This window comes from Streptomyces sp. JLBG701, from assembly GCF_058544905.1.
Window position 1 is genome coordinate 8,917,441 of the sequence record NZ_CM178588.1, and the last position, 18,769, is coordinate 8,936,209.

Below are 18,769 nucleotides of genomic sequence, written 5' to 3' on the forward strand. Positions count from 1 at the left end.
CGGCCTCTCATGACCGTCATGACGCCTTTCGCCGCCCTCCACCACGCCGACGACGAGCCCTTGCTCCTGCCGAACGCATGGGACAAGAACTGTCTCGCTCCGGCTTGAGTTCAGGAGTCTCTGGCCCAAGAGGACCGTTGTGGGGGTTCGAAGAACGCGGCCTGGTTCTTGCCGGCGGTTTTGGCTCTGTACAGGGCGGTATCTGCGTCCCGCAGCGCTTCTGAAGGCGTGGTCTGCCCGGTGATGCTCCGTGCTCCGATGCTTGTTGTCACGTGGAATGTATGACCTTGCGCGAGGATGAATGGGTCTTTGAAGGAGTCGAGGATCCGCGTGGCGTAGTCGTGGAGTCCGCTCGCGTCGACGCCTTCCACGAGGAGTGCGAATTCGTCTCCGCCGAGCCTGGCCACCATGTCCTGCTTGCGGACCCTGCCCGTCAGCCGCCGTGCCACGTCGACCAGCAGTTCGTCACCGGCCGGGTGCCCCAACGTGTCGTTGACGTCCTTGAAGCCGTCGAGATCGAGCATCAGCAGTCCGGCGGAGGAAAGGGCGGAGCACCGGCCGAGAACGGACTCCATGCGCTCGTTCAGCAGCGCCCGATTGGCCAGACCCGTCAACGGGTCATGGGTCGCCTGATAGCTCAGCTGCTCCTGGAGTTCTGCCTGCTCTCGCAGTGACTCTGCAAGGGCGTGGGCCTTCGTGCGTGCTTCGTTGGCCCTGCCCTGGGCGTAGCTGGCCAGGAACGCGATGCGCAGCAACAACAGCAGCGACAGGCTCGCCATCATGCCGACGATCACCTTGACGTTCACGGGCTGGACCTGGGCGCCACCGACATTGGCCAGCACGATCAATGGCCCCATCAGGATGAGCGCGATCAGGATCGACATTCGCCGCCGGGACAACCTCTCCTGGTCCTGCGCCACCTGTGTCGGCTGGGCAACGGACGAGTGCAGCGCCGCCGCCCCCAGCAGGAGGGATGAGACCATCCATCCCACCTCGGCCACGTCCTCCGGGATCACGGTCCCCGTGGCCAGCGTTCCGTAGTAGAAGCCGTCAGTGGCGAGCAGAACCAGCAGCCATCCGATCACCAGAAGAAACGACGGTGTCCGCGTGCCCGTGGTGAGCATCAGCCGCGCGGCCATCGACAACAGCACCAGGTCGGTGACGGGATAGGCGATGGACACTGCGAGCGGCCACGCGGACAGCTCGCTGCGCACGTAGGGGGCGATGATGAACGCCCATGACAGAGTGCCGGCCCCCAACGTGACGATTCCCGCGTCCAGCAGCCCCGCCCAGTGCAGGCGCCCTGTCTGCTGCCTGGCCAGCGCCACCAGACCCGCCGCAAGCAACAGATAAGCACCCAGGTAGAGCCAGTCGGCCACGCCTGGGAACGGAACCTCGACCCCGCGGGCCTGATAGAGACCCCAGATCGTGTCCGCCGCCGCGAACGGTGCCATGGCCGCCGCGAGCAGGTACCACGGAAGGACCGACGGCGGCTTGTTCCTGATCACTCCCACCACGATCGCGAAGACCACCGAGCCGGACACCATCGCGCCCAGCATGTAGCGCGCCGCGGAGGAGGTGACCAGATAGGTGACGATCACCGCTGTCCCCGCTGCCCCATACACCCAGGCCGCCGCAGCACGGCGGGAGGGCAACCAGGCGTCAACCTTGCCCACAGGCCCTCCTTCCCCGCTCCAGCCGCACGCGCCCGGGCGGCAGGAGGTGAACCGCTGGTTGTAAGACGGCGAGAGCTTGAACCTCATCCGTGGGCGCTTATCCACACTCTTGGCCGGGAGGGCGGGATCGGATGTTCTCCAGGGTGCGGCAGGTCCGGTCGAGTTCGTCCTGGAGACGGGGAGCGGTCTCGGCCAGCGGGGCCAGGTTTCCGGCCTTCGCTCGTTGTTCGAGCTCTGCGCAGCAGGCCGCGAGGCTGTCGGCTCCCATGTTGCCGGCAGCGCCTTTGAGGCTGTGCGCCATCTCGGTGATCTCGTGGGCGTCCTGGTGGACCAGCGCGTGGAAGAGTGCGCTGGTCATGTCGGGGGCCCGGACAAGAAAGTGGTCCACCAGCCGGTCGACCAGTTCGTTCTCGGCCGGGGTGCCGTTGCCGCGCAGTTCGTTCAGCCGCCGCTCGATGGGGGCACGCAAGGGGTCCTCGCCCTCTTGGGCCGGATGGTTGGGCTCTTCACCGGGTGGAGCAGGGTCGATCCAGCGGGCCAGGGCCTGTTCCAGGTCGGCGCCGGCGACGGGTTTGGAGACGTAGTCGTCCATGCCCGCGGCCAGACAGCGTTCCCGGTCCTCGGCGAGGGCGCCGGCGGTCATGGCGATCACAGGAAGGCGCCCGCCGCCGCCTTCTTCCCGGCGGCGCAGCTCTCGGGTGGCGGTGAAGCCGTCCATCCGGGGCATCTGGCAGTCCATGAGCACGGCTTGATAGGTGTGTTCCTCGGTCATCTGCAGGGCCTGGATGCCGTCGGCGGCGATGTCGGCGCTGTAGCCGAGTCGGGTGAGAAGGCCCTGCGCCGCCATCTGGTTGATCTCGTTGTCCTCCACCAGCAGGAGATGGCCGCGGTGGGCAGGCGGGGAGGCGGCGGAGGCAGGAGGTGTCTCTGCTGCGGCTTCGACTGACGGTGACTGGGCTGTGAGCTCGACCACGGCCTCCATGAGCTGGGACTGCTGGACGGGTTTGGGCATGCTGCGTGCGATGCCGGCCGCGTGGAGTTCAGCGGCGGCCAGCGGCACGCTGGAGCTGAGCATCAGCAGCGGTACCCGGCCGATGGCCGGGTCGGTGGTGATCCGGCGGGCTAGTTCCAGGCCGTCCATGTCGGGCATCTGCATGTCCAGGAGGGCCAGGTCGAAGGGGCGGCCCGCGGCCGCTGCCTCGTGCAGGGCCACCAACGCCTGGGGCCCGCCCTCGACCGTGGTCGGCTGCATGTGCCACCTGCGCAACTGGGTATCGAGGATCAGCCGGTTGGTCTCGTTGTCGTCGACGACCAGGACCCGTAGCCCGCGAAGGGTTGCGGGAGAGACCTGGACAGGCGGTTGCTCTGTGGTGTCGGGAGCCCGCACGGGCACGGTGAACCAGAACGTGCTGCCCTGGCCGAGCCGGCTGGTGACGCCGATGGAGCCGCCCATGGCCTCGGTGAGCCTGCGGCAGATGGCCAGGCCGAGGCCGGTGCCTCCGTAGCGGCGGGTGGTGGAGGCATCCGCCTGGGAGAAGGCGTCGAACATCCGCTCCTGGTCGGCCTCCGCGATGCCGATGCCGGTGTCGACCACCTCGAAGCGCAGCCACGGCGACTGCTCCGCAGAGAGCTGGGGCGGGGCAGGGTAGGCGCGCAGCACGACCTCGCCGGATTCGGTGAACTTCACGGCGTTGGACGCCAGGTTGAGCAGGATCTGCCGCAGTCGGCCGGCGTCCCCGTGCACCATCGCGGGCAGGTCGGGATGGCAGCCGCTGAGCAGTTCCAGGCCGCCGGCCTGGGGGATCTGCGCCACCAGCGAGACGACCTCCTCCACCAGCTGCTGGGGGCTGAAGGCGACGTTGTCCAGTTCGAGCCTGCCCGCCTCCAGTTTGGAGAAGTCCAGGATGTCGTTGATCAGCGACAGCAGGGCCGTACCGGCGGCCTGGATGCCCTGTGCGTAGCGGCGCTGTTCGGTATCCAGCTCGGTGCCCAGCAGCAGGTTGCTCAGCCCGATGACGCCGTTCATCGGGGTGCGGATCTCGTGGCTCATGGAGGCGACGAACTGCGACTTCGCCCTCGATGCGTCCAGCGCCCGGTCGCGGGCTGCCGCCGCGGCTTCCTCGGCCTGCTTGCGTTCGGTGATGTCCCGGACGAAGGCGTTGAAGCAGCGCACCGCGCCCGACTGCAGCCGCCACACCGCCAGTTCGACCGGCATCTCGTGCCCGTCGCGATGCAGTGCATTGATCTCGATCTGACGGCCCAGTACGTGCGGCTCCCCGCCGGCCAGCACCCGCTGCAGACCGGCCGCGTGCGCAGGGCGGTAGCGCTCAGGAATGATCATATCGGCCAGCCGCCGGCCCATCACCTCCCGGCGGCTCCAACCGAACAACTCCTGAGCAGCCTGGTTCCAGTCGATGACCAGAGCGTCCTCATCCATGGACACGAAGGCGTCCCGGGCGGTCTCGATGACCGAACGGGCCTGTTCCTGCAGCAGCCGCAGCGCCTCCTCGCGGCGTCGCTGGCCCTCCGCCTCGCGGATGAACCCGCGCACTTCGAGGGGTTCGCCCGCGGAGTCCCGCACCACCCAGTTCGTTGACTCCGTCCACAGCCAGTGTCCGTCGGCTCGCCGCAGCCGCAGGCACACCACCACCCGGCCCGAACGAAGCAGATCCCGCTCCGCCGACTCGAAGTCCTCCACATCGCCCGGGTGCACCCAGGACGCGACCGCGGTCCCCACGATCTCTTCGACCGGGCGGCCGAGCAATGCCGCCCCCGCGGGGGACACCTCCCGGTAGACGCCCTCGACCGTGCGGCGGTAGACCATGTCTGCGGAGTTCTTCACGAGCAGCCGGAACCGCTCCTCGTCATCAGCCGCGTACTGCTTCGCTGCCGGCCGGTCCGGTTCCATTTACCGCCTCCACACACCTCACGCGCCCACTACGTGGCGCAGGATCAGGACCGCTACAGCACGGGGTCGATGTCCCGGCCACCCATGCCGCTTGCCTGCTCGCTCTGCTCCGTAAGTCGGCGGGCCTTCTCCTTCAGCCGCTGCCGCTCCCCGGGATCAGTGACACGCTCCGCGGCCAGTTCCATCTCCTGCGCCCTCCGGCGCAGCTGCTGGGCACGACCGCCGGACTCGCCGGCAACACTCGTGATCACTCCTCGACGTGGTTGGGGTCAGCGGGCCCCACCAGCGAAACAGCACCCCCTCATCCGCGCATCTCGAACGGCCACCCACCGTTATCGGCCCAGTACGAGAGAGGGCCAATGGCGACCTGCGCAGGTCAGGCGGCTGTGGCAGGTAGTACGGCGTGACGTCGCGGCGGGTGGAGAGCTGGGCCTTGCGGCGGGTGAGGCGCCTCGGCATCAGCGGCACGGAGACGTCGTCGTACCACGTCCCGACGTACGACGACGTCCAGGCGCTCAGCGGATAGGGCGGCGGCAGCCAGGGGGTCAGATCACGCGGAAGAGGTCGGCGGCGGCGTGGACGTCGGTGAGGTCCTCGAGGGAGCGGAGGTTGTCGCACAGGGCGTCCAGGACCGAGTCGGCTTCGGCGGCCCGCGGGGCGCCGATGGCCACGCCGAAGACGCGGAAGCCCATCCGGTGCTTGGCGTCGTTCCAGCCGCGCATCCATTCCTCGGTGACGCCGCAGTCGTCGTCGGTGAGCATCACGATGTCGCCGCGCATGCGGGCGGCGTCGTTGAACTCCGCCTCCAGCAGTTCGCCGGCTGCCGTCAACGGCCTCTGGTAGTTGGTGCCGCCGCCGAGGAACGTCTCCGCGAAGTCGAGCACTTGGGCGATGCCGGCGGGCTGGCCGGCCGGGAAGCGGAAGACCTGGAGCGTGTCGGCGGCGGAGAACAGGATGCCGACGAAGTCACGCCCCGCGTGCCGGGCCTGGTCCAGCAGCGCCAGGGCGCACGCCTTGGCCCACGCCTCCCGGGTGACTCCGCCGGGCCCCGCCTCGTACATGGAGTGCGAGGTGTCCACGCACGCGACGACGGCGCCCTGGCCGGTACTCTGCTCACCCTGGCTGTCGTAGAGCATCAGCTCCCGGCGGCGTAGCGCGCGGCGAACACCGCACGCAGCTCGCGCAGTCCGAGGTTGGCCAGCTCGGAGGGGAGCACGCGGGAGAAGTCATTGCCGAGCGTGACGCCGACCAGCTCCCCGGCGGCGTTCTCCACCTTGCGGGCCCGCTCACCGCTCGCCATCTGCCGGAAACGGCCGATCAGTTCGGCCCGCTGTGCGAGACGGCTGGTGCGCAGCCGCTCGGCGAGCCGGGCGCGCTGGTCGAACGGCATCCGCTCCAGTTCGCCGGGACCAACGCCCCATGCCCGCATCAGTGCCGCCTCCTCCCGCGCGGCCTCGGCGGCCTTCGCCACCGCGTTCCGCGCGGCGGCACGGATGCCGGGGGCGGCCGCCGCGAGGGACTGCGCGGCGGCCTGGGCGGCCTGCCGCGCGGTAGCCTCGGCGGCCTCAGCTGCTTCGATCGCCTGTTGTACGGCCCCGGCGGCCGGGGCCGGCACGGTGCCGTCCTCCTCGGCCCTGTCGCCGGCCTGCTGAAGCGCCTCGGCCACGGCGGTCGCCGCGCCTACGGCATCCTGCTGGGCCTTCTTCGCCTGCTCGGCCTGTTCCTGGCTGGCCGCTCGGCTCGGGTGAGACGGACGGCACAGACCGGACAAGGCCATCCTGGTACGGTGGATGCTTTCGTGGGTATCAAACTCTTTGGGCTCATCTCCGGCGAGGGACCGAGGAACCATGGACATGGACATCCCCGGCGACAAGCGACTGGCTGCTGCCGTCGTGATGGACGACGAGGGGCGCGTGCTCCTGGTGCGCCGCAGTGAGACGGAGCGGTTCCTGCCCCGGGTGTGGGGCGTTCCGTGCGGCAAGCTCGAACCGGACGAGAGTCCCGAGGACGGCGCCGTGCGTGAGCTGAAGGAAGAGACGGGGCTGCTCGGCGAGGTCGTGCGCAAGGTCGGCGACTCCTCTTTCGTGAGCGACTACCGGGGCAACGAGATCAAGAACTGGCAGGACAACTTCCTGGTCAGGCCACTGTCGTCGGGGATCACTCTGCCGAAGCCCGACCAGGAGTACGTCTGGCTCCGGCCGACGGAGCTGACGACGGTCGACATCGACGAGTACAACCTTGACGTCGTACGCCAGGCCCTCACGAACTCCTGAGCAGTTCCGCGAGACCGCTCAGCGCGGCCAGGTAGTCGGTCAGGTCCATCGGCACCTTCGCCACCGCTCCTGCATGCGGCCCCGCCGCCGTGAACACGTCGGTGTGGCGACGCCGTTCACTGCCCGTCTCCAGGAACAGCGTCACCGTCGGCTCGCTCGTGTCGCACCAGGCGCGGTGCAGGGTATGTGCCGGCAGGGCGTATGCGCTGCCCGCCGCATACTGGCCCACATGCGTCAGCCGCAGCCGGGCCGGCCCCGCCGGCTCCAGCAGCCAGTTCGCGGTGAGCTCCGACAAGGACTCCTCGTAACGCGCGGTCTCGATCCCGCCATTGTCATTGTCCTGCGCCTCGAACAACTCCATGGCGAGCCGGCCCCGTACGACGTAAGAGGCCAGCGGGGAACGGTGATTGTGGATGTCCTCCTCGCCGATCGCCCCCGCGCCGGGATGCCACACGTGGGCCCGCAGCATGTGCCGCGGTCCGCCGTCGATGAGCAGCAGCTTGTCGAACCCGAGGACGTGCCGGTACGACAGAGCGGCACAGTGCTCCGGGTCCCCCTCGCCGGAGGCCAGCTCGGCGATCAGCTCCAACAGGCGTCCGGGAGAGCCGAGTTCGGCGATGACGGCACGGGCCGCGTCCACCGTCCTGTGCTCGGGCAGTTCACCGTCCAGCGCCTCGGTCAGCAACTGCCGCGCCGCCAGGACCTGCTGACCGCCCATGCACACTCATCCTCCAACTCCGGGTCGTCCAACCCGTGTTCCGAGATCAGTCATCCGTCATCCGGTATCCGGTTGATACATCCATACGGCATGTGCCCGCAGCGCCGAAAGACCTTGGTAGGTCATCCACATCGGGCGCCGCTGCTCGACGCCGGCGGCCCGGCCCCAGGTCCAGATGCCGTCCGTCTGCCCCGCCCACACCGCGGCGACCGCGCCGTCCAGCCGCTCCCGCCATTCGGCTTCCAGTCCGTGGTCGCGCGCGATCTCCCGGGTGCCGGGGGAGAGGAGGGCGCGGGCCACCCAGGACGCGGTGAAGTGCCGTACGTTCAGCACTTCGAGGCGAGAGGGGTCGTCCGTACGGGGGCGGCGTACCTCCTCCCTCAGGTTCTCCAGGTCCAGGCACACGTCGTGACGCGCGTCCGGGCAGGCCAGCAGCCAGCGCACGCCCTCCTCGCGGGCCGACCGTGCGGCGGAGGTCTCGCCCAGGACGCGGGCGGTGCGGTCGAGGGCGACCACCGCCAGCGCGGTGTGCAGCGAGGACGGAGGGCCGAAGAGTGGGCCGAGACGGTAGCTCCAGCAGCGCAGATGCTCGCGGCGCGGGTCGCCGATCGCGCCGTCGACGAGGGCCTCACGAAGTCGGGGAAGTGCTTCCGAGCGGGGCGCGGCGCGCAGAAGACCGCGCAGCACGGTCGTCACGACGTGGGTCGACTCCCGTCCGGCGCGGTCGAGTTGGTGGGTGAACGCGATCTGGCAGCGCTCGACCTCCTCCGCGATCCGGTCCGTGTCGGCGCCCGCGCGGGCCAGTGCGCCGAGTACCAGCGCGGTGACCTCCGGCCGGGCCTCGTCGCCCTGCGAACGCGCGGACCAGCCACCGCTCGGCAGCCTCATCCGCCACAGCGTGTCCACCAAGTCGCCTGTGCGCAGGCGCCCGTCGGGCACACCCAGGTCGAGCATGATGTGCAGGCCGTACGAGGTGCCGACGGAGGTGGGGCGTGCCGGGTCGTTCTCATCGAGGTTGTGCGGCCAGCCGGTGAGCTTGCCGCGCCTCGGGTCGTCGACCACGAAGGCATGCTCGACGAGCGTGTCGTAGGCGGAGGTGAACACCTGGGGGAGTGGGCCGGGCATGGGCGCAAGGGGCGTACCCGTCAGGGGAGTTGCCGTCCCGGGGGCGGCCGCGCCGTTGGCCCGGGCGCGCAGGAGCGCCGCCGCCAGCCAGGCGGCCGCGGCCGTGCCGATTCCACTGATCCCGGCGATCAGGTACTTGGCCAGACTCCCGTCGATCGAGTCGGGCAGCACCTCGAAGAGGAACTGGAACACCGCGTACCCGGCGGCCGCACACCCGAGCCTGCCCAGCCAGCTCACGAACCCCGCCGGGCGTGACACATCGTCACCGGGCCCGTCGGGCGCGGGGTCCGGTGACCCCGAGGCCCCCGATCGAGTCGATCTCAAGGGCCCGCGCCCCAGCTGCTGTTGAGACAAGACGCGCTCCCTCCCCCAGGGCGGCACGTGGGCGGCACGTGACCTCCGCGAAGCTTCCAGTCTAAGTGGTCAGCGATGCACCTGGGGTGGGGACCGGAAGCAGTGTTTCCGTGAGCAGTGTGGCGAACTCGGAGGGATGCCGCACGGCGCCGAGATGACCGCCGGGGAACTCACCGAAGTCGCTGTGTGTGCGCTCGGCGAGGCGAGTTGTTCCGTCATCCGGCCGAGGCGCATGGGATGGCCTCCGTGCGGGGCCAGTGCGTCAGCGCCATGTGCAGGGCCGCTACGGCCTTCTCCCAGGACTTCTCCACGTCACGCGGGGCGCCGAAGCTGCCCGCGGCCTCCAAGACGCAGTAGCCGTGGAAGGTGCTGCGGAGCAGGCGTACGGCGTCGGTCAGGTCGGGTTCTTCCAGGCCGTAGGCGCGGAGCATGCCGTAGGTGATTTCGGCGGTGCGGTGCAGGGCGGGGGTGCCGGCGATGAGGGACTGGTCGATGCGGATCTGGGTGGCGGCGTAGCGGCCGGGGTGGCGGAGGGCGTAGGTGCGGTAGGCGTTGGCGAAGGCGGTGAGGGCGTCCTGGCCGGCGCGGCCTGCGACCGCGGTGGCGATCTGGTCGATCATCTCCGCGCCCGTCAGCAGGGCGACGCGTGGCCGGAGGTCCCGCATGTTCTTGACGTGCGAGTACAGGCTCGCGTCCTTGACGCCGAAGTGCCGCGCCAGCGCCGATGCGGTGACGTTCTCGAAGCCGACCTCGTCCGCGAGTTCGGCCGCTGCCGCAACGACCCGGTCCGTCGTGAGCCCGGCTCGGGCCATGGACGACCACCTCTCTGGAACCTAGGGTGCCTAGGTTCCAGCCTAATGTGTCGGGGCGCACACCCGTGATTGTGTTGGGTTCAACCGGCGTGCCGTGCAAGGGCTGTTGGGGGAAGTGTGAAGGTTGCGGCCAGTCGCCGTGCCACGGTCGCCCCGTGCCCGTTTGCCATTCGTTTACCGTTCAGGTCTCACGTCGAATCTCGGCCACGCGAGGACCGCACCGGCGGCGCGCGCGATTTCGGGAGGCAGACATGGGGCACGGGCACCCGCACAGACACGAGCACGGCGAGCACCACCACGAGGGGCACCACCACCACGACCACGAGGTCGCCGCGCCGCTGCCCGCCGCCTTCGACACGACCGTCCCCGACGAGGCCCTCAGCCCCGAACAGCAGTCGCGCCGCTCGCTGCTGCGCCGGGCCGGGCTGCTCGGCGCCGGCCTCGCCGCCGCGAGCGTCCTCACCCCGGCCGCCACCCCCGCGTACGCCTCCGCCGACAGCCGCCGCACGAACGGCTTCCTGTGGCTGGCCGGCGACCACCACATCCACACCCAGTACAGCAGCGACGGCAAGTACCGCGTCGTCGACCAGGTCCGCCAGGGCGCCAAGCACGGCATGGACTGGCTGGTCATCACCGACCACGGCAGCACCGCGCACGCCAAGATCGGCGTGGACAAGGTCAACCCGGACATCAGGGCGGCCCGCGACGCGTACGAGGACACCCTCGTCTTCCAGGGCCTGGAGTGGAACATCCCGGGCGCCGAGCACGGCACCGTCTTCGTGCACCCCGGCAGGAACGAGGTCTCCGTCCTCAAGCAGTTCGAGACCGACTACGACGGCAGCGTCAACAACGCCTCCGACTCCACGCCCGCCAACGAAGCCCTTGCCGTCGCGGGCCTCGCCTTCCTCGGCGAGCAGGTCCAGCGCCGCAAGGTCAAGGACGCGCTGATGCTCGCCAACCACCCGGCGCGGCGCGGTGTCGACTCCCCGCACGAGATCCGCGCCTGGCGCGACGCGACCGACGCGAGCCACCAGATCGCCGTCGGCTTCGAGGGCGCGCCCGGCCACCAGGCCGCCGGTCTCCCCGCACCCCTCGGCGCCGCCCGCGCTCGCGGCATCTACGACAACAACCCCAGCGCCAACTCCTTCGCCGGCTACCCGCTGGAGAGCTACCGCACCTGGGGCGGCTTCGACTGGATGACCGCCACCGTCGGCGGCCTGTGGGACAGCCTGCTCGCCGAGGGCAAGGCCTGGTGGATCAGCGCCAACTCCGACTCCCACCAGGTCTACGCGGACACCGCCGCGCGCGGCGGCGGCGACTTCAACGCCAACGGCCGCTACGACGACCCGGTCTACGCCGGCAAGATCGACACCACCCAGGGCGACTACTGGCCCGGCCAGTACAGCCGTACCCACGTCGGCGCCGACGGCTTCTCCTACACCGCCGTCATGGACGGCATCCGGGCCGGCCGCGTCTGGGTCGACCACGGCCAGCTCATCAGCGGCCTCGACGTCCGCCTCTCGGGCGGCAGCCGCTGGGCCACGCTCGGCGGCGCCCTGCACGTGAGGAAGGGCACGAACGTCACCCTGACCGTGGATGTCGCCCTCGCCGGCGGCCCCAACTGGGCTGGTTTCCTCCCGAAGTTGGCCCGTGTGGACGTCATCCAGGGCGATGTGACCGGCCCCGTGGCCGACCAGGACACGTTCACCGCGCCGACCGCGAAGGTCGTCAAGTCCTACGAGGTCAACCAGTCCACCGGCACGGTCCGGCTCACCTACGACCTCGGCCGAGTCGACCGCCCGCTCTACGTCCGGCTGCGCGGCACCGACGGCAACCGCAGCGCGGTCGGCGCGATGGGCGCGGCCGTGGACCCGGTGGGTCCGGCCATCGACGTCGTCGGCGACGCCGACCCGTGGCGCGACCTGTGGTTCTACTCCAACCCGGTGTGGGTCCTGCCCGCGTGATGCCGTACGTCGTCACAGTGGATGCCGGGACCCCGAACCTGCGCGACGCCGATCACCTGCTCCAGACGCTGGCGGCCGAACTCGCCCTCCCCGAGGGCACGTTCGGCTGCACGCACCTGGTCCGCGGTGACCGTCCGCATGTCGCGCTGTCCCTGGCCTTGCCCTCGGAGCCGCTCCCACGCACCGCCCGGGAGCGGCTCACCGGGCACGGGTACGAGGTTATGGACGGCGCCCCCGACGCCGTGGGCCGAGCTGTCCTCTACCCGGGTGTCTCGGAGCTCACCGGCACATTGACGATCGCGGAGCTGGTGTCCCGTTCCGCGATCGACCGCGTGACGGTTCTGGGCGCGCCGGCGGGTCAACTCGCCCCCGATGCCCGGCTGGTGACACGGGATCACGTACGGCCGCAGTGGCAGAACGGCGAACTCGTCCTCGCCGCGATGCCCGCCGTGGGCGGCACGCTGGTCCCGTTCGAGGTGCCGGATCCGACACCGTGCTGCGCGGACCACTGACACGAACAACTATGTGAGAGTGTCGTCTCAGACCTTGTGATCACCAGGTCTGAGACGACACTCTCATGTCATGGATTCCGGCAATCGCCTGGGCGACCTAGAGATCACCGACCCCAAAGCCATGCGGGCGCTGGCGCATCCCGTGCGGCTCGCCGTCCTCGAACGGCTTCAGCGGTACGGGCCCGCCACCGCCACCCAGCTCTCCCCGCATGTCGGCGCCACCCCGTCCGTGACCAGCTGGCATCTGCGCCATCTCGCCGGCTTCGGGCTGGTCCGTGACGCCGAGGGCGGAGGGGACCGGCGGGAGCGGCGGTGGGAGGCGGTGGCGCGCGGCTTCCGGTTCGAGACGCCGGCGGACGAGGAAGGGCGGTCGGCCGCACGGATGCTGGCGGGCGAGATGTTCGCCAGGTCCGCCGAACTGCCGATGCGGTGGCTGACCGAGACACAGCCGGAACTCGACCCGGAATGGAGCAGGCTTGCCGGCGCGAACAACACCCGGATCGTGGTCACCGCCGCCGAACTGGCCGCCCTCAAGGACGCGTTGGAGGAACTCGTCGCGCCCTACGTGAACCGGGAGCAGCCGCCCCCCGACAGCCGGGGCGTACGACTGCTGGGCTACGCCCTGCCCGAGAGCGGCGCCGAGGACACTGGCGCGCCGGAGTGAAGGGATACGCGCTCGCCCCCGGTTCGCTGTGGCGGGACCGCCGGTTCCTGCGCTTCTGGGCCGGGCAGACCGTCTCGCAGTTCGGCGACCGCGTCTCCGAACTCGCCCTGCCGCTCATCGCCGTAGGCCTGCTGCACGCCTCCGCGAACCAGGTGGCCTGGCTGACCGCGCTCGTCTGGACCCCGAACCTCCTCGCCCTGATCCTCGGGGCCTGGGTCGAGCACCGCCCCAGCAAACGCAGGCTCATGGTGCTCACCGACCTGATCCGTGCCGTCGTACTGCTGACCCTGCCCCTCGCCTACCTGCTCGACGCCCTGACGCTCGGTCAGCTGTACGCGGTGTCGTTCCTGACCGGTGCGGCGTCCGTCGTGTTCAACACCGCCTATCCGCCCGTCTTCGCCCACCTCGTCCCCGCCGCCTCGTACGTCGACGCGAACAGCAAGCTCAGCGGCAGCAGGTCCGCCTCCTTCGTCGTCGGTCCGGCCGTCGGCGGTGGGCTGGTCCAGCTGCTGACCGCGCCCGTGGCCGTGGTCGCCGACGCCCTGTCGTTCTTGGCGTCGGCGCTGCTGCTCGGTCCGATCCGGGTCGACGAGCGGACGCCCACTGAGACCGAGGGACCGTCACTGCTACGGCGGGCCGGGGCCGGCCTCGGCTTCGTCGTCCGGCACCCGATACTGCGGGCGAGCCTGGGCTGCGCGACGACCGTCAACTTCTTCACGTTCGTGTCCGGCACCGGTCTGCTGGTGCTGTTCGCCGACCGGGTGCTCCAACTCTCCCCGGGAGTCATGGGGTTGGCGTTCGCCGTCGGCGCGAGTGGCGGTCTCGTCGGCGCGGTGGCGGCACCGGCGGTCGCACGGCGGATCGGCGTCGGACGCAGCATCGCCGTCGGCTCGGTGCTCTTCCCGGCGCCCATCGCCCTCATCGCGGCGGCGGGCGGCCCCACTTGGGCCCGGATCGGCGTCCTGTCGGCGGCGGAGTTCCTGTCCAGCGTCGGTGTCATGCTGCTGGACATCAACCTCAACTCCCTGCAGGCCGCGGTGATCCCGGACGGTCTGCGCAGCCGCGTGGCCGGGGCGTTCAGCACCGTCAACTACGGGATACGCCCCCTCGGCGCCGTCGTAGGCGGAGTGCTCGCCACGGCCATCGGACTCAGGGCGGTCCTCATCACGGCCGCCGTCGGCGGTTCGCTGTCACTGCTGTGGCTGCTCACCTCGCCCATACCGGGCATCCGTTCCCTGGAACGGGACGTCCCGGCCGACGCCGACCGCGACACGCGTGCCGTCGAACGCACCGAGTCCGGATGACCGTAGGGAGTCGGCGGAGGCGGGCTGGAGCCGCACTGCGCTGCCGGCTCCAGCCGCCATTGCTCCCCCGGGAATACGGTAAGGCGGAGTCGTAACGCCGAGTCTCCGATCCCCGCCCGGACTGTCTCCGGTTCGCGCCCGGAACCGGTCGGCCCGGTCGCTACGTCGTAGGGGTTCAGGCGCCGCAGTCCAGCAGGTGGGGGACAGCTGTATGAACACGGGTGCTCTGCACGTACACCGGGCCGGAGTAGGGGAGTTGCAGACGGCCGCGTCCACCGTCCTCGCCCCGCTCGCCGTGACGGCGCCCGGCGCGGTGGAGGCGTTCCCGTTCCGCGCGGACATCGACGCCGCCGCGATGGGACGGATGGCGGTGGCCCGGGTCCGGGGCTCGGCGCATCTCGTCACCCGCTCGGCCCGCGCCATCACCTCCACGGACCCGGAGTTGCTGAAGATCACCCTGCACCGGTCGCGGCAGCCGGGACTGGCCGAACAGGGCAGTCGGCAGGTGCGGGCGCACACCGGTGACCTCGTCGTCTTCGACATGACCCGGCCGTACCGGCTGTCGGTCCCCGACGACTGCGACGTCATGGCCGTGGGGATCCCGCGCGGCGAACTCGGCCGCCACGCCGACACGGTGGCCCGGCTCGCGGCACACCGATTACCCAGCGAGACCGGGGCACAGGCGGTGCTGTCCGCCTTCCTGCTCGGTCTCGGCAGCCACCTCGACGAACTGGCCGGACCGGCCGCGAGCCATGTGGGTGACGCCCTGCTCTCCCTCCTCATCGCCGCCTTCACGGAACTCGCGCCCGCCCGGACGGACACCGCCACGGACCTCGTCGACCGCGTCCGCGTCCACGCCCTCGCCAACATCGCCGACCCCGCCCTGTGCGTCGAGTCCGTCGCCGCCGCGCACGGCATCTCCGCCCGGCAGCTGCACCGCCTCTTCCAACGTTCAGGCGCCCCGCCCTTCGCGGCCTGGCTGCGCCACGAACGCCTCGAACGCATCCGCCGCGACCTCCTTGACCCCGCCCTCGCCGGCCGTACGACGGCCGCCCTGGCCGCCCGCTGGGGCATCCACGACCCACGCCATCTGGCCAGGGGCCTTAAGGAGCGCTACGGCCTGACGGCACGCGAACTACGCACTCAGGCAGCCGGGTTGAGTCCGTTCGACAGGCCGGTGTAGGCGGGCTTGGCGGCGTAACTCTCGTTGTACGGCAGGGCCGCCCCGTAGCCGCTGAAGGTGCCCGGGATCCACGAGTACTTGTCCGTCACGCCCCACAGCGTGACGCCCGCGCACCGCGCCACGCCCAGGCAGTTCTCGCTCGCCGTCTTGTAGTCGGTGGACTGCTGGGCGAGTTCCGCGGTGGAGGCGGGCAGCGGGATACGGATGTCGAGCTCGGTGACGGAGACCTCCAGGCCGAGGTCCGAGAACCGCTTCAGGTTGGCCTTCATCGTCGACGGCACCTGCCCCACCACGAAGTGCGACTGGAAGCCGATGCCGTTCAAAGGGACGCCGTCGGCGAGGAGTTGCTTGGCGAGGGCGTACAGGGCGTCGCTCTTCGCGTTGTCCGCCTCGATGTTGTAGTCGTTGATGTACAGCTTGGCGGCGGGGTCGGCGGCGTGCGCCCAGCGCAGGGCGCTCGCGATGTAGCCGGTGCCGAGGGTGTTCTGCCACAGCGAGCTGCGCATCGAACCGTCGTCGTTGAACGTCTCGTTGACGACATCCCAGGCGTAGATCTTGCCCTTGTAGCGGCCCATGACCGTGTCGATGTGGTTCTTGAGGATCGTGTTCAGCTGGGTCGCGGTGAAGCTCCCGTTCTTCAGCCAGGAGGGCAACTGCGCGTACCAGGCGAGCGTGTGCCCGCGCACCCCCTGGCTGTGCGCGGCCGCGTGCGCGACGAGCCGGTCGGCCGCGGCCCAGTTGTAGCTGCCCCGGGTCGCCTCCAGGGCGTCCCACTTCATCGCGTTCTCGGCGGTCACGGAGTTGAACTCCCGGTCGAGGACGGTCGTGTACGCCGAGTCGCTCTGCAGTGGGCTGTCCCCGACGGCCGCCCCGATCTTCACGCCCCGCCCGTCGGCGTACCCACGCAGGGTGGTGGCCGCCTCGGCACCGGACGTGAACTGCGGAAGCGTGACGGCACCGGCGACGAGCAGCGCCCCGGCGGCGACGAAGGGGAGGGAGCGGAGCGTACGACGACGGTGGCTTCGCGGTGTGCGGGACACGGGGACTCCTCGCGGGTGGGGGAGAGCTGCGGGTGCGGATACCTCACCCTGCGGTCGCCGCCGCCGTAAAAAAGGTTGCCGTCGGATGCCATCGCCCACCTAGGGTGCCGATGATGACACTCGACGGCGAACGCACCGATGACGACCAACTTGCTCTGGACAAACGGCCGTTGTGGCGCGACCGCAACTTCGGGATCTTCTGGGGAGCGCACACTTTCTCCGTCCTCGGGGACTCCTTCGCGCTGATCGCCCTGCCGCTGCTGATGCTGCGGGCGACCGGGTCGGTCGCGCAGATGGGGCTGCTGACGGCTGTCGGCGGGGTGGCCTCCGTAGCGGCCGGGGTGTTCGCGGGGGTCGTCGTCGACCGGGTGGACCGGCGCAAGCTGCTCATCGGCTGCGACCTCGTCCGGATGGCGCTGTACGCGCTGATCCCCGTGGTCTGGGCCGTCGCCGGGCCCCGGATCTGGCTGCTCTACCTCGTCCTCCCGCTGTGCTCGGGCGTCGGCATGATGTTCAACGTCGGCTACGTCACCGTCGTGCGCGCGCTGGTCAAGGGGAGCCGCATCACCGAGGCCAACGGACGGCTGAACGCCACCGCGGCGGCGGCCGGAGTGGTCGGTCCGCTGTGCGCGGGCGTCGTGGCCGGCTGGTTCGGCCCGACGGCGGCCATCGGAGTGGACGCGGCCAGCTTCGGAGTGTCGGCGCTCTGCCTGAGCTTCGTACGATTCGCGGTCGGCGCCCCGTCCGGGTCGGAAGAGAAATCCGCTACGGCCGTCGGGCAGGGCGTGTGGAAGGACCTGGCGACCGGAGCGTCCTTCCTCTGGCGTCACCCGGTGCTGCGCGCCATGACCCTGCTCCTGTCCGGCTTCAGCTTCCTGGAGCTCGGCGTGAACGACCTGCTCATCTACCACCTCAAGCACGACCTCGGCCACAGCGACGGCACCGTCGGCACCGTCTTCTCCATCGGCGCCCTCGGCTCGATCACCGGGGCCCTGCTCGTGGCCCGCATCCGCCGCAAGCTCGGCTTCGGGCCCACCTGGACCGGTGCCGTGGCTGTCTGCGGCGTCGCGCTCGCCGGGATCGGCTGGGCCGTCGACGTACCGGCCGTCGCGGCGCTGACCGTCGCCTTCCTGGGCTGCGTCGGCATCGCCGGCACCTGCTCCATGTCCCTACGCCAGCAGGTGACCCCGCAGCACCTGCTGGGCCGGGTCACCTCCGCCTTCTGGACCCTGCACTACGCCGCCGCCCCCATCGGCGCGGCCGTCGTCACCTGGGCGGCCCAGCATTGGGGGACCCGCCCCGTCGGCTTGGCCGCGGGCGCGTGCTGCGTCGCCATCGCCGGACTGGCCCTGCTCACACCGGCACGGGGACGGCATCCCGAGCGGATACCTGTACGGTCACCCGAGGCGACCTGAGGACCGGGCCTCCGTCAGCCATTCACCCCCGTGTAGTGCCGCAAGCTCCACCGCCACAGCAGCTGCGATCCCACATACGCGGCCAGCCCCAGCAGCGGTGAGGCGGCCGCCAGCCAGTACGGGACGCCGGTCTCGTGTCCGTGGCCAGTCAGTACGGCTGCCGGGAAGTATGCGACGAACGCGAGCGGAAGGCCGTAGGTCAGGAAGCCGCCCACCGCCTTGGGGAGCACGTTGAGCGGGTAACTGCCGAACGTGCCGAGCAGTTCCTCCAGCCAACGGCCCCAGTAGTCGGCGGCCGGGAAGCGCAGGGCGGCGCTGGCGACCACCGCGAACAGGGCCGCCTCCAGGAGCATGCCGCCCACGACCGCTGCGATCAGGTACGAGATCCGTCCCGACGTCCAGTCCAGCTCGCTGCGGCTGAGCGCGCCGACCATCAGGCCCGTGGCGACGGTCAGGTCGCCGATCGCGTTGGTGGGGAAGTAGGCGAGCTGGACCTGGCGTTGCACCGGCATGGGGCGCATCAGGTAGATGTCGATGCGGCCTTCCTGGATCTGCCGGCCGATGAAGTGCAGTCGACCAAGGACCAGGACGAACAATCCGTGGGCGAGCATCCGTATCGCCGGGATCAGCAGTACGTCGGAGCTGTCCCAGCCGCCCATCCCGGCGAACCGGGCCAGCAGCACGGTCGCGAACACGATCACCGACACCTGCCAGATCGCACCGATCGCGATGTTCAGCAGAAACTCGGTGCGGTACTCCATCGCGGCGCGGATGTTGAGCAGCGTGATGCGCCACATGATGCGCACGGCCTTCAGCGACAT

General features: G+C 70.3%; 16 protein-coding genes and 1 pseudogene. 8 read left to right on the forward strand and 9 right to left on the reverse strand.

All coding sequences use genetic code 11. From position 1 onward, the window contains the following. Positions 1 to 110: 110 nt before the first annotated feature. The 3 genes from AC5DRG_RS40965 to AC5DRG_RS40975 all read right to left on the reverse strand — a co-directional run bounded on the left by AC5DRG_RS40965 (position 111) and on the right by AC5DRG_RS40975 (position 4,835). The gene (locus tag AC5DRG_RS40965) at positions 111 to 1,676 is read right to left on the reverse strand and encodes a diguanylate cyclase domain-containing protein (protein WP_491804919.1); all 1,566 of its coding nucleotides are present in this window, start codon (positions 1,674 to 1,676) and stop codon (positions 111 to 113) included. A gap of 97 nt (positions 1,677 to 1,773) precedes the next feature. Next, positions 1,774 to 4,584, reverse strand: coding sequence for a response regulator (locus AC5DRG_RS40970; RefSeq protein WP_491804920.1), 2,811 nt, complete (start codon positions 4,582 to 4,584; stop codon positions 1,774 to 1,776). A gap of 53 nt (positions 4,585 to 4,637) precedes the next feature. Continuing rightward, positions 4,638 to 4,835: a DUF6381 family protein gene (locus tag AC5DRG_RS40975; protein ID WP_491804921.1), complete on the reverse strand. Its 198-nt coding sequence runs from the start codon at positions 4,833 to 4,835 to the stop codon at positions 4,638 to 4,640. A gap of 152 nt (positions 4,836 to 4,987) precedes the next feature. Between AC5DRG_RS40975 and AC5DRG_RS40980 the strand changes: the two genes are divergently transcribed. Next, complete coding sequence (locus AC5DRG_RS40980; protein WP_491804922.1) at positions 4,988 to 5,110, forward strand: hypothetical protein; 123 nt, start codon at positions 4,988 to 4,990, stop codon at positions 5,108 to 5,110. Positions 5,111 to 5,129: 19 nt separating this feature from the next. Here AC5DRG_RS40980 and AC5DRG_RS40985 read toward each other — a convergent pair. Beyond that, positions 5,130 to 6,517: pseudogene (locus tag AC5DRG_RS40985) on the reverse strand (VWA domain-containing protein). Here AC5DRG_RS40985 and AC5DRG_RS40990 point away from each other — a divergent pair. Further along, positions 6,432 to 6,857, forward strand: a complete 426-nt coding sequence (locus tag AC5DRG_RS40990) for an NUDIX hydrolase (protein WP_491804923.1) — start codon at positions 6,432 to 6,434, stop codon at positions 6,855 to 6,857. The pseudogene AC5DRG_RS40985 and the gene AC5DRG_RS40990 sit on opposite strands and share 86 nt — an antisense overlap. Here the strand turns inward: AC5DRG_RS40990 and AC5DRG_RS40995 are convergent. The 3 genes from AC5DRG_RS40995 to AC5DRG_RS41005 all read right to left on the reverse strand — a co-directional run bounded on the left by AC5DRG_RS40995 (position 6,844) and on the right by AC5DRG_RS41005 (position 9,866). Continuing rightward, a complete protein-coding gene (locus tag AC5DRG_RS40995) occupies positions 6,844 to 7,575 on the reverse strand; it encodes a hypothetical protein (protein ID WP_491804924.1) in 732 nt (243 codons plus the stop codon). The genes AC5DRG_RS40990 and AC5DRG_RS40995 overlap by 14 nt on opposite strands. 57 nt (positions 7,576 to 7,632) lie before the next feature. Continuing rightward, the gene (locus tag AC5DRG_RS41000; protein WP_491804925.1) at positions 7,633 to 8,958 is read right to left on the reverse strand and encodes a prenyltransferase/squalene oxidase repeat-containing protein; all 1,326 of its coding nucleotides are present in this window, start codon (positions 8,956 to 8,958) and stop codon (positions 7,633 to 7,635) included. A 311-nt stretch (positions 8,959 to 9,269) separates the two neighbouring features. Then, on the reverse strand, positions 9,270 to 9,866 hold the full coding sequence (locus tag AC5DRG_RS41005) for a TetR/AcrR family transcriptional regulator (RefSeq protein WP_491804926.1): 597 nt from the start codon (positions 9,864 to 9,866) through the stop codon (positions 9,270 to 9,272). 251 nt (positions 9,867 to 10,117) lie between these two features. Between AC5DRG_RS41005 and AC5DRG_RS41010 the strand changes: the two genes are divergently transcribed. The 5 genes from AC5DRG_RS41010 (at position 10,118) to AC5DRG_RS41030 (ending at position 15,493) form a co-directional block, all read left to right on the forward strand. Then, positions 10,118 to 11,830 (forward strand): PHP domain-containing protein, encoded by a 1,713-nt coding sequence (locus tag AC5DRG_RS41010; RefSeq protein ID WP_491804927.1) that lies wholly within the window; start codon positions 10,118 to 10,120, stop codon positions 11,828 to 11,830. Beyond that, entirely contained in the window at positions 11,830 to 12,342 is a 513-nt protein-coding gene (locus AC5DRG_RS41015) for a hypothetical protein (RefSeq protein WP_491804928.1), read from the forward strand. Before AC5DRG_RS41010 ends, AC5DRG_RS41015 begins: the two co-directional genes overlap by 1 nt. Before the next feature lie 70 nt (positions 12,343 to 12,412). Further along, positions 12,413 to 13,006, forward strand: coding sequence for an ArsR/SmtB family transcription factor (locus AC5DRG_RS41020; protein WP_491804929.1), 594 nt, complete (start codon positions 12,413 to 12,415; stop codon positions 13,004 to 13,006). Then, positions 13,003 to 14,310: an MFS transporter gene (locus AC5DRG_RS41025; RefSeq protein WP_491804930.1), complete on the forward strand. Its 1,308-nt coding sequence runs from the start codon at positions 13,003 to 13,005 to the stop codon at positions 14,308 to 14,310. Before AC5DRG_RS41020 ends, AC5DRG_RS41025 begins: the two co-directional genes overlap by 4 nt. A gap of 211 nt (positions 14,311 to 14,521) precedes the next feature. Next, entirely contained in the window at positions 14,522 to 15,493 is a 972-nt protein-coding gene (locus AC5DRG_RS41030) for an AraC-like ligand-binding domain-containing protein (protein WP_491804931.1), read from the forward strand. On the opposite strand, the gene AC5DRG_RS41035 is transcribed toward AC5DRG_RS41030, so the two are convergent. Continuing rightward, positions 15,454 to 16,533, reverse strand: coding sequence for a glycoside hydrolase family 10 protein (locus tag AC5DRG_RS41035; protein WP_491804932.1), 1,080 nt, complete (start codon positions 16,531 to 16,533; stop codon positions 15,454 to 15,456). The genes AC5DRG_RS41030 and AC5DRG_RS41035 overlap by 40 nt on opposite strands. Before the next feature lie 113 nt (positions 16,534 to 16,646). On the opposite strand from AC5DRG_RS41035, the gene AC5DRG_RS41040 reads away from it, so the two are divergent. Then, positions 16,647 to 17,948, forward strand: coding sequence for an MFS transporter (locus AC5DRG_RS41040; protein WP_491804933.1), 1,302 nt, complete (start codon positions 16,647 to 16,649; stop codon positions 17,946 to 17,948). Positions 17,949 to 17,962: 14 nt separating this feature from the next. On the opposite strand, the gene AC5DRG_RS41045 is transcribed toward AC5DRG_RS41040, so the two are convergent. Then, positions 17,963 to 18,769 (reverse strand): ABC transporter permease, encoded by an 807-nt coding sequence (locus AC5DRG_RS41045; protein WP_491804934.1) that lies wholly within the window; start codon positions 18,767 to 18,769, stop codon positions 17,963 to 17,965.

Excerpts from the sequence above, each read along its gene's own strand:
- AC5DRG_RS41020 (WP_491804929.1), top strand. The coding sequence starts at position 12,413 with ATGGATTCCGGCAATCGCCTGGGCGACCTAGAGATCACCGACCCCAAA.
- AC5DRG_RS40995 (WP_491804924.1), bottom strand. The coding sequence starts at position 7,575 with ATGGGCGGTCAGCAGGTCCTGGCGGCGCGGCAGTTGCTGACCGAGGCG.
- AC5DRG_RS41045 (WP_491804934.1), bottom strand. The coding sequence starts at position 18,769 with ATGTCGCTGAAGGCCGTGCGCATCATGTGGCGCATCACGCTGCTCAAC.
- AC5DRG_RS41005 (WP_491804926.1), bottom strand. The coding sequence starts at position 9,866 with ATGGCCCGAGCCGGGCTCACGACGGACCGGGTCGTTGCGGCAGCGGCC.
- AC5DRG_RS41030 (WP_491804931.1), top strand. The coding sequence starts at position 14,522 with ATGAACACGGGTGCTCTGCACGTACACCGGGCCGGAGTAGGGGAGTTG.
- AC5DRG_RS40990 (WP_491804923.1), top strand. The coding sequence starts at position 6,432 with ATGGACATGGACATCCCCGGCGACAAGCGACTGGCTGCTGCCGTCGTG.
- AC5DRG_RS40970 (WP_491804920.1), bottom strand. The coding sequence starts at position 4,584 with ATGGAACCGGACCGGCCGGCAGCGAAGCAGTACGCGGCTGATGACGAG.
- AC5DRG_RS41010 (WP_491804927.1), top strand. The coding sequence starts at position 10,118 with ATGGGGCACGGGCACCCGCACAGACACGAGCACGGCGAGCACCACCAC.
- AC5DRG_RS41040 (WP_491804933.1), top strand. The coding sequence starts at position 16,647 with ATGACACTCGACGGCGAACGCACCGATGACGACCAACTTGCTCTGGAC.
- AC5DRG_RS41015 (WP_491804928.1), top strand. The coding sequence starts at position 11,830 with ATGCCGTACGTCGTCACAGTGGATGCCGGGACCCCGAACCTGCGCGAC.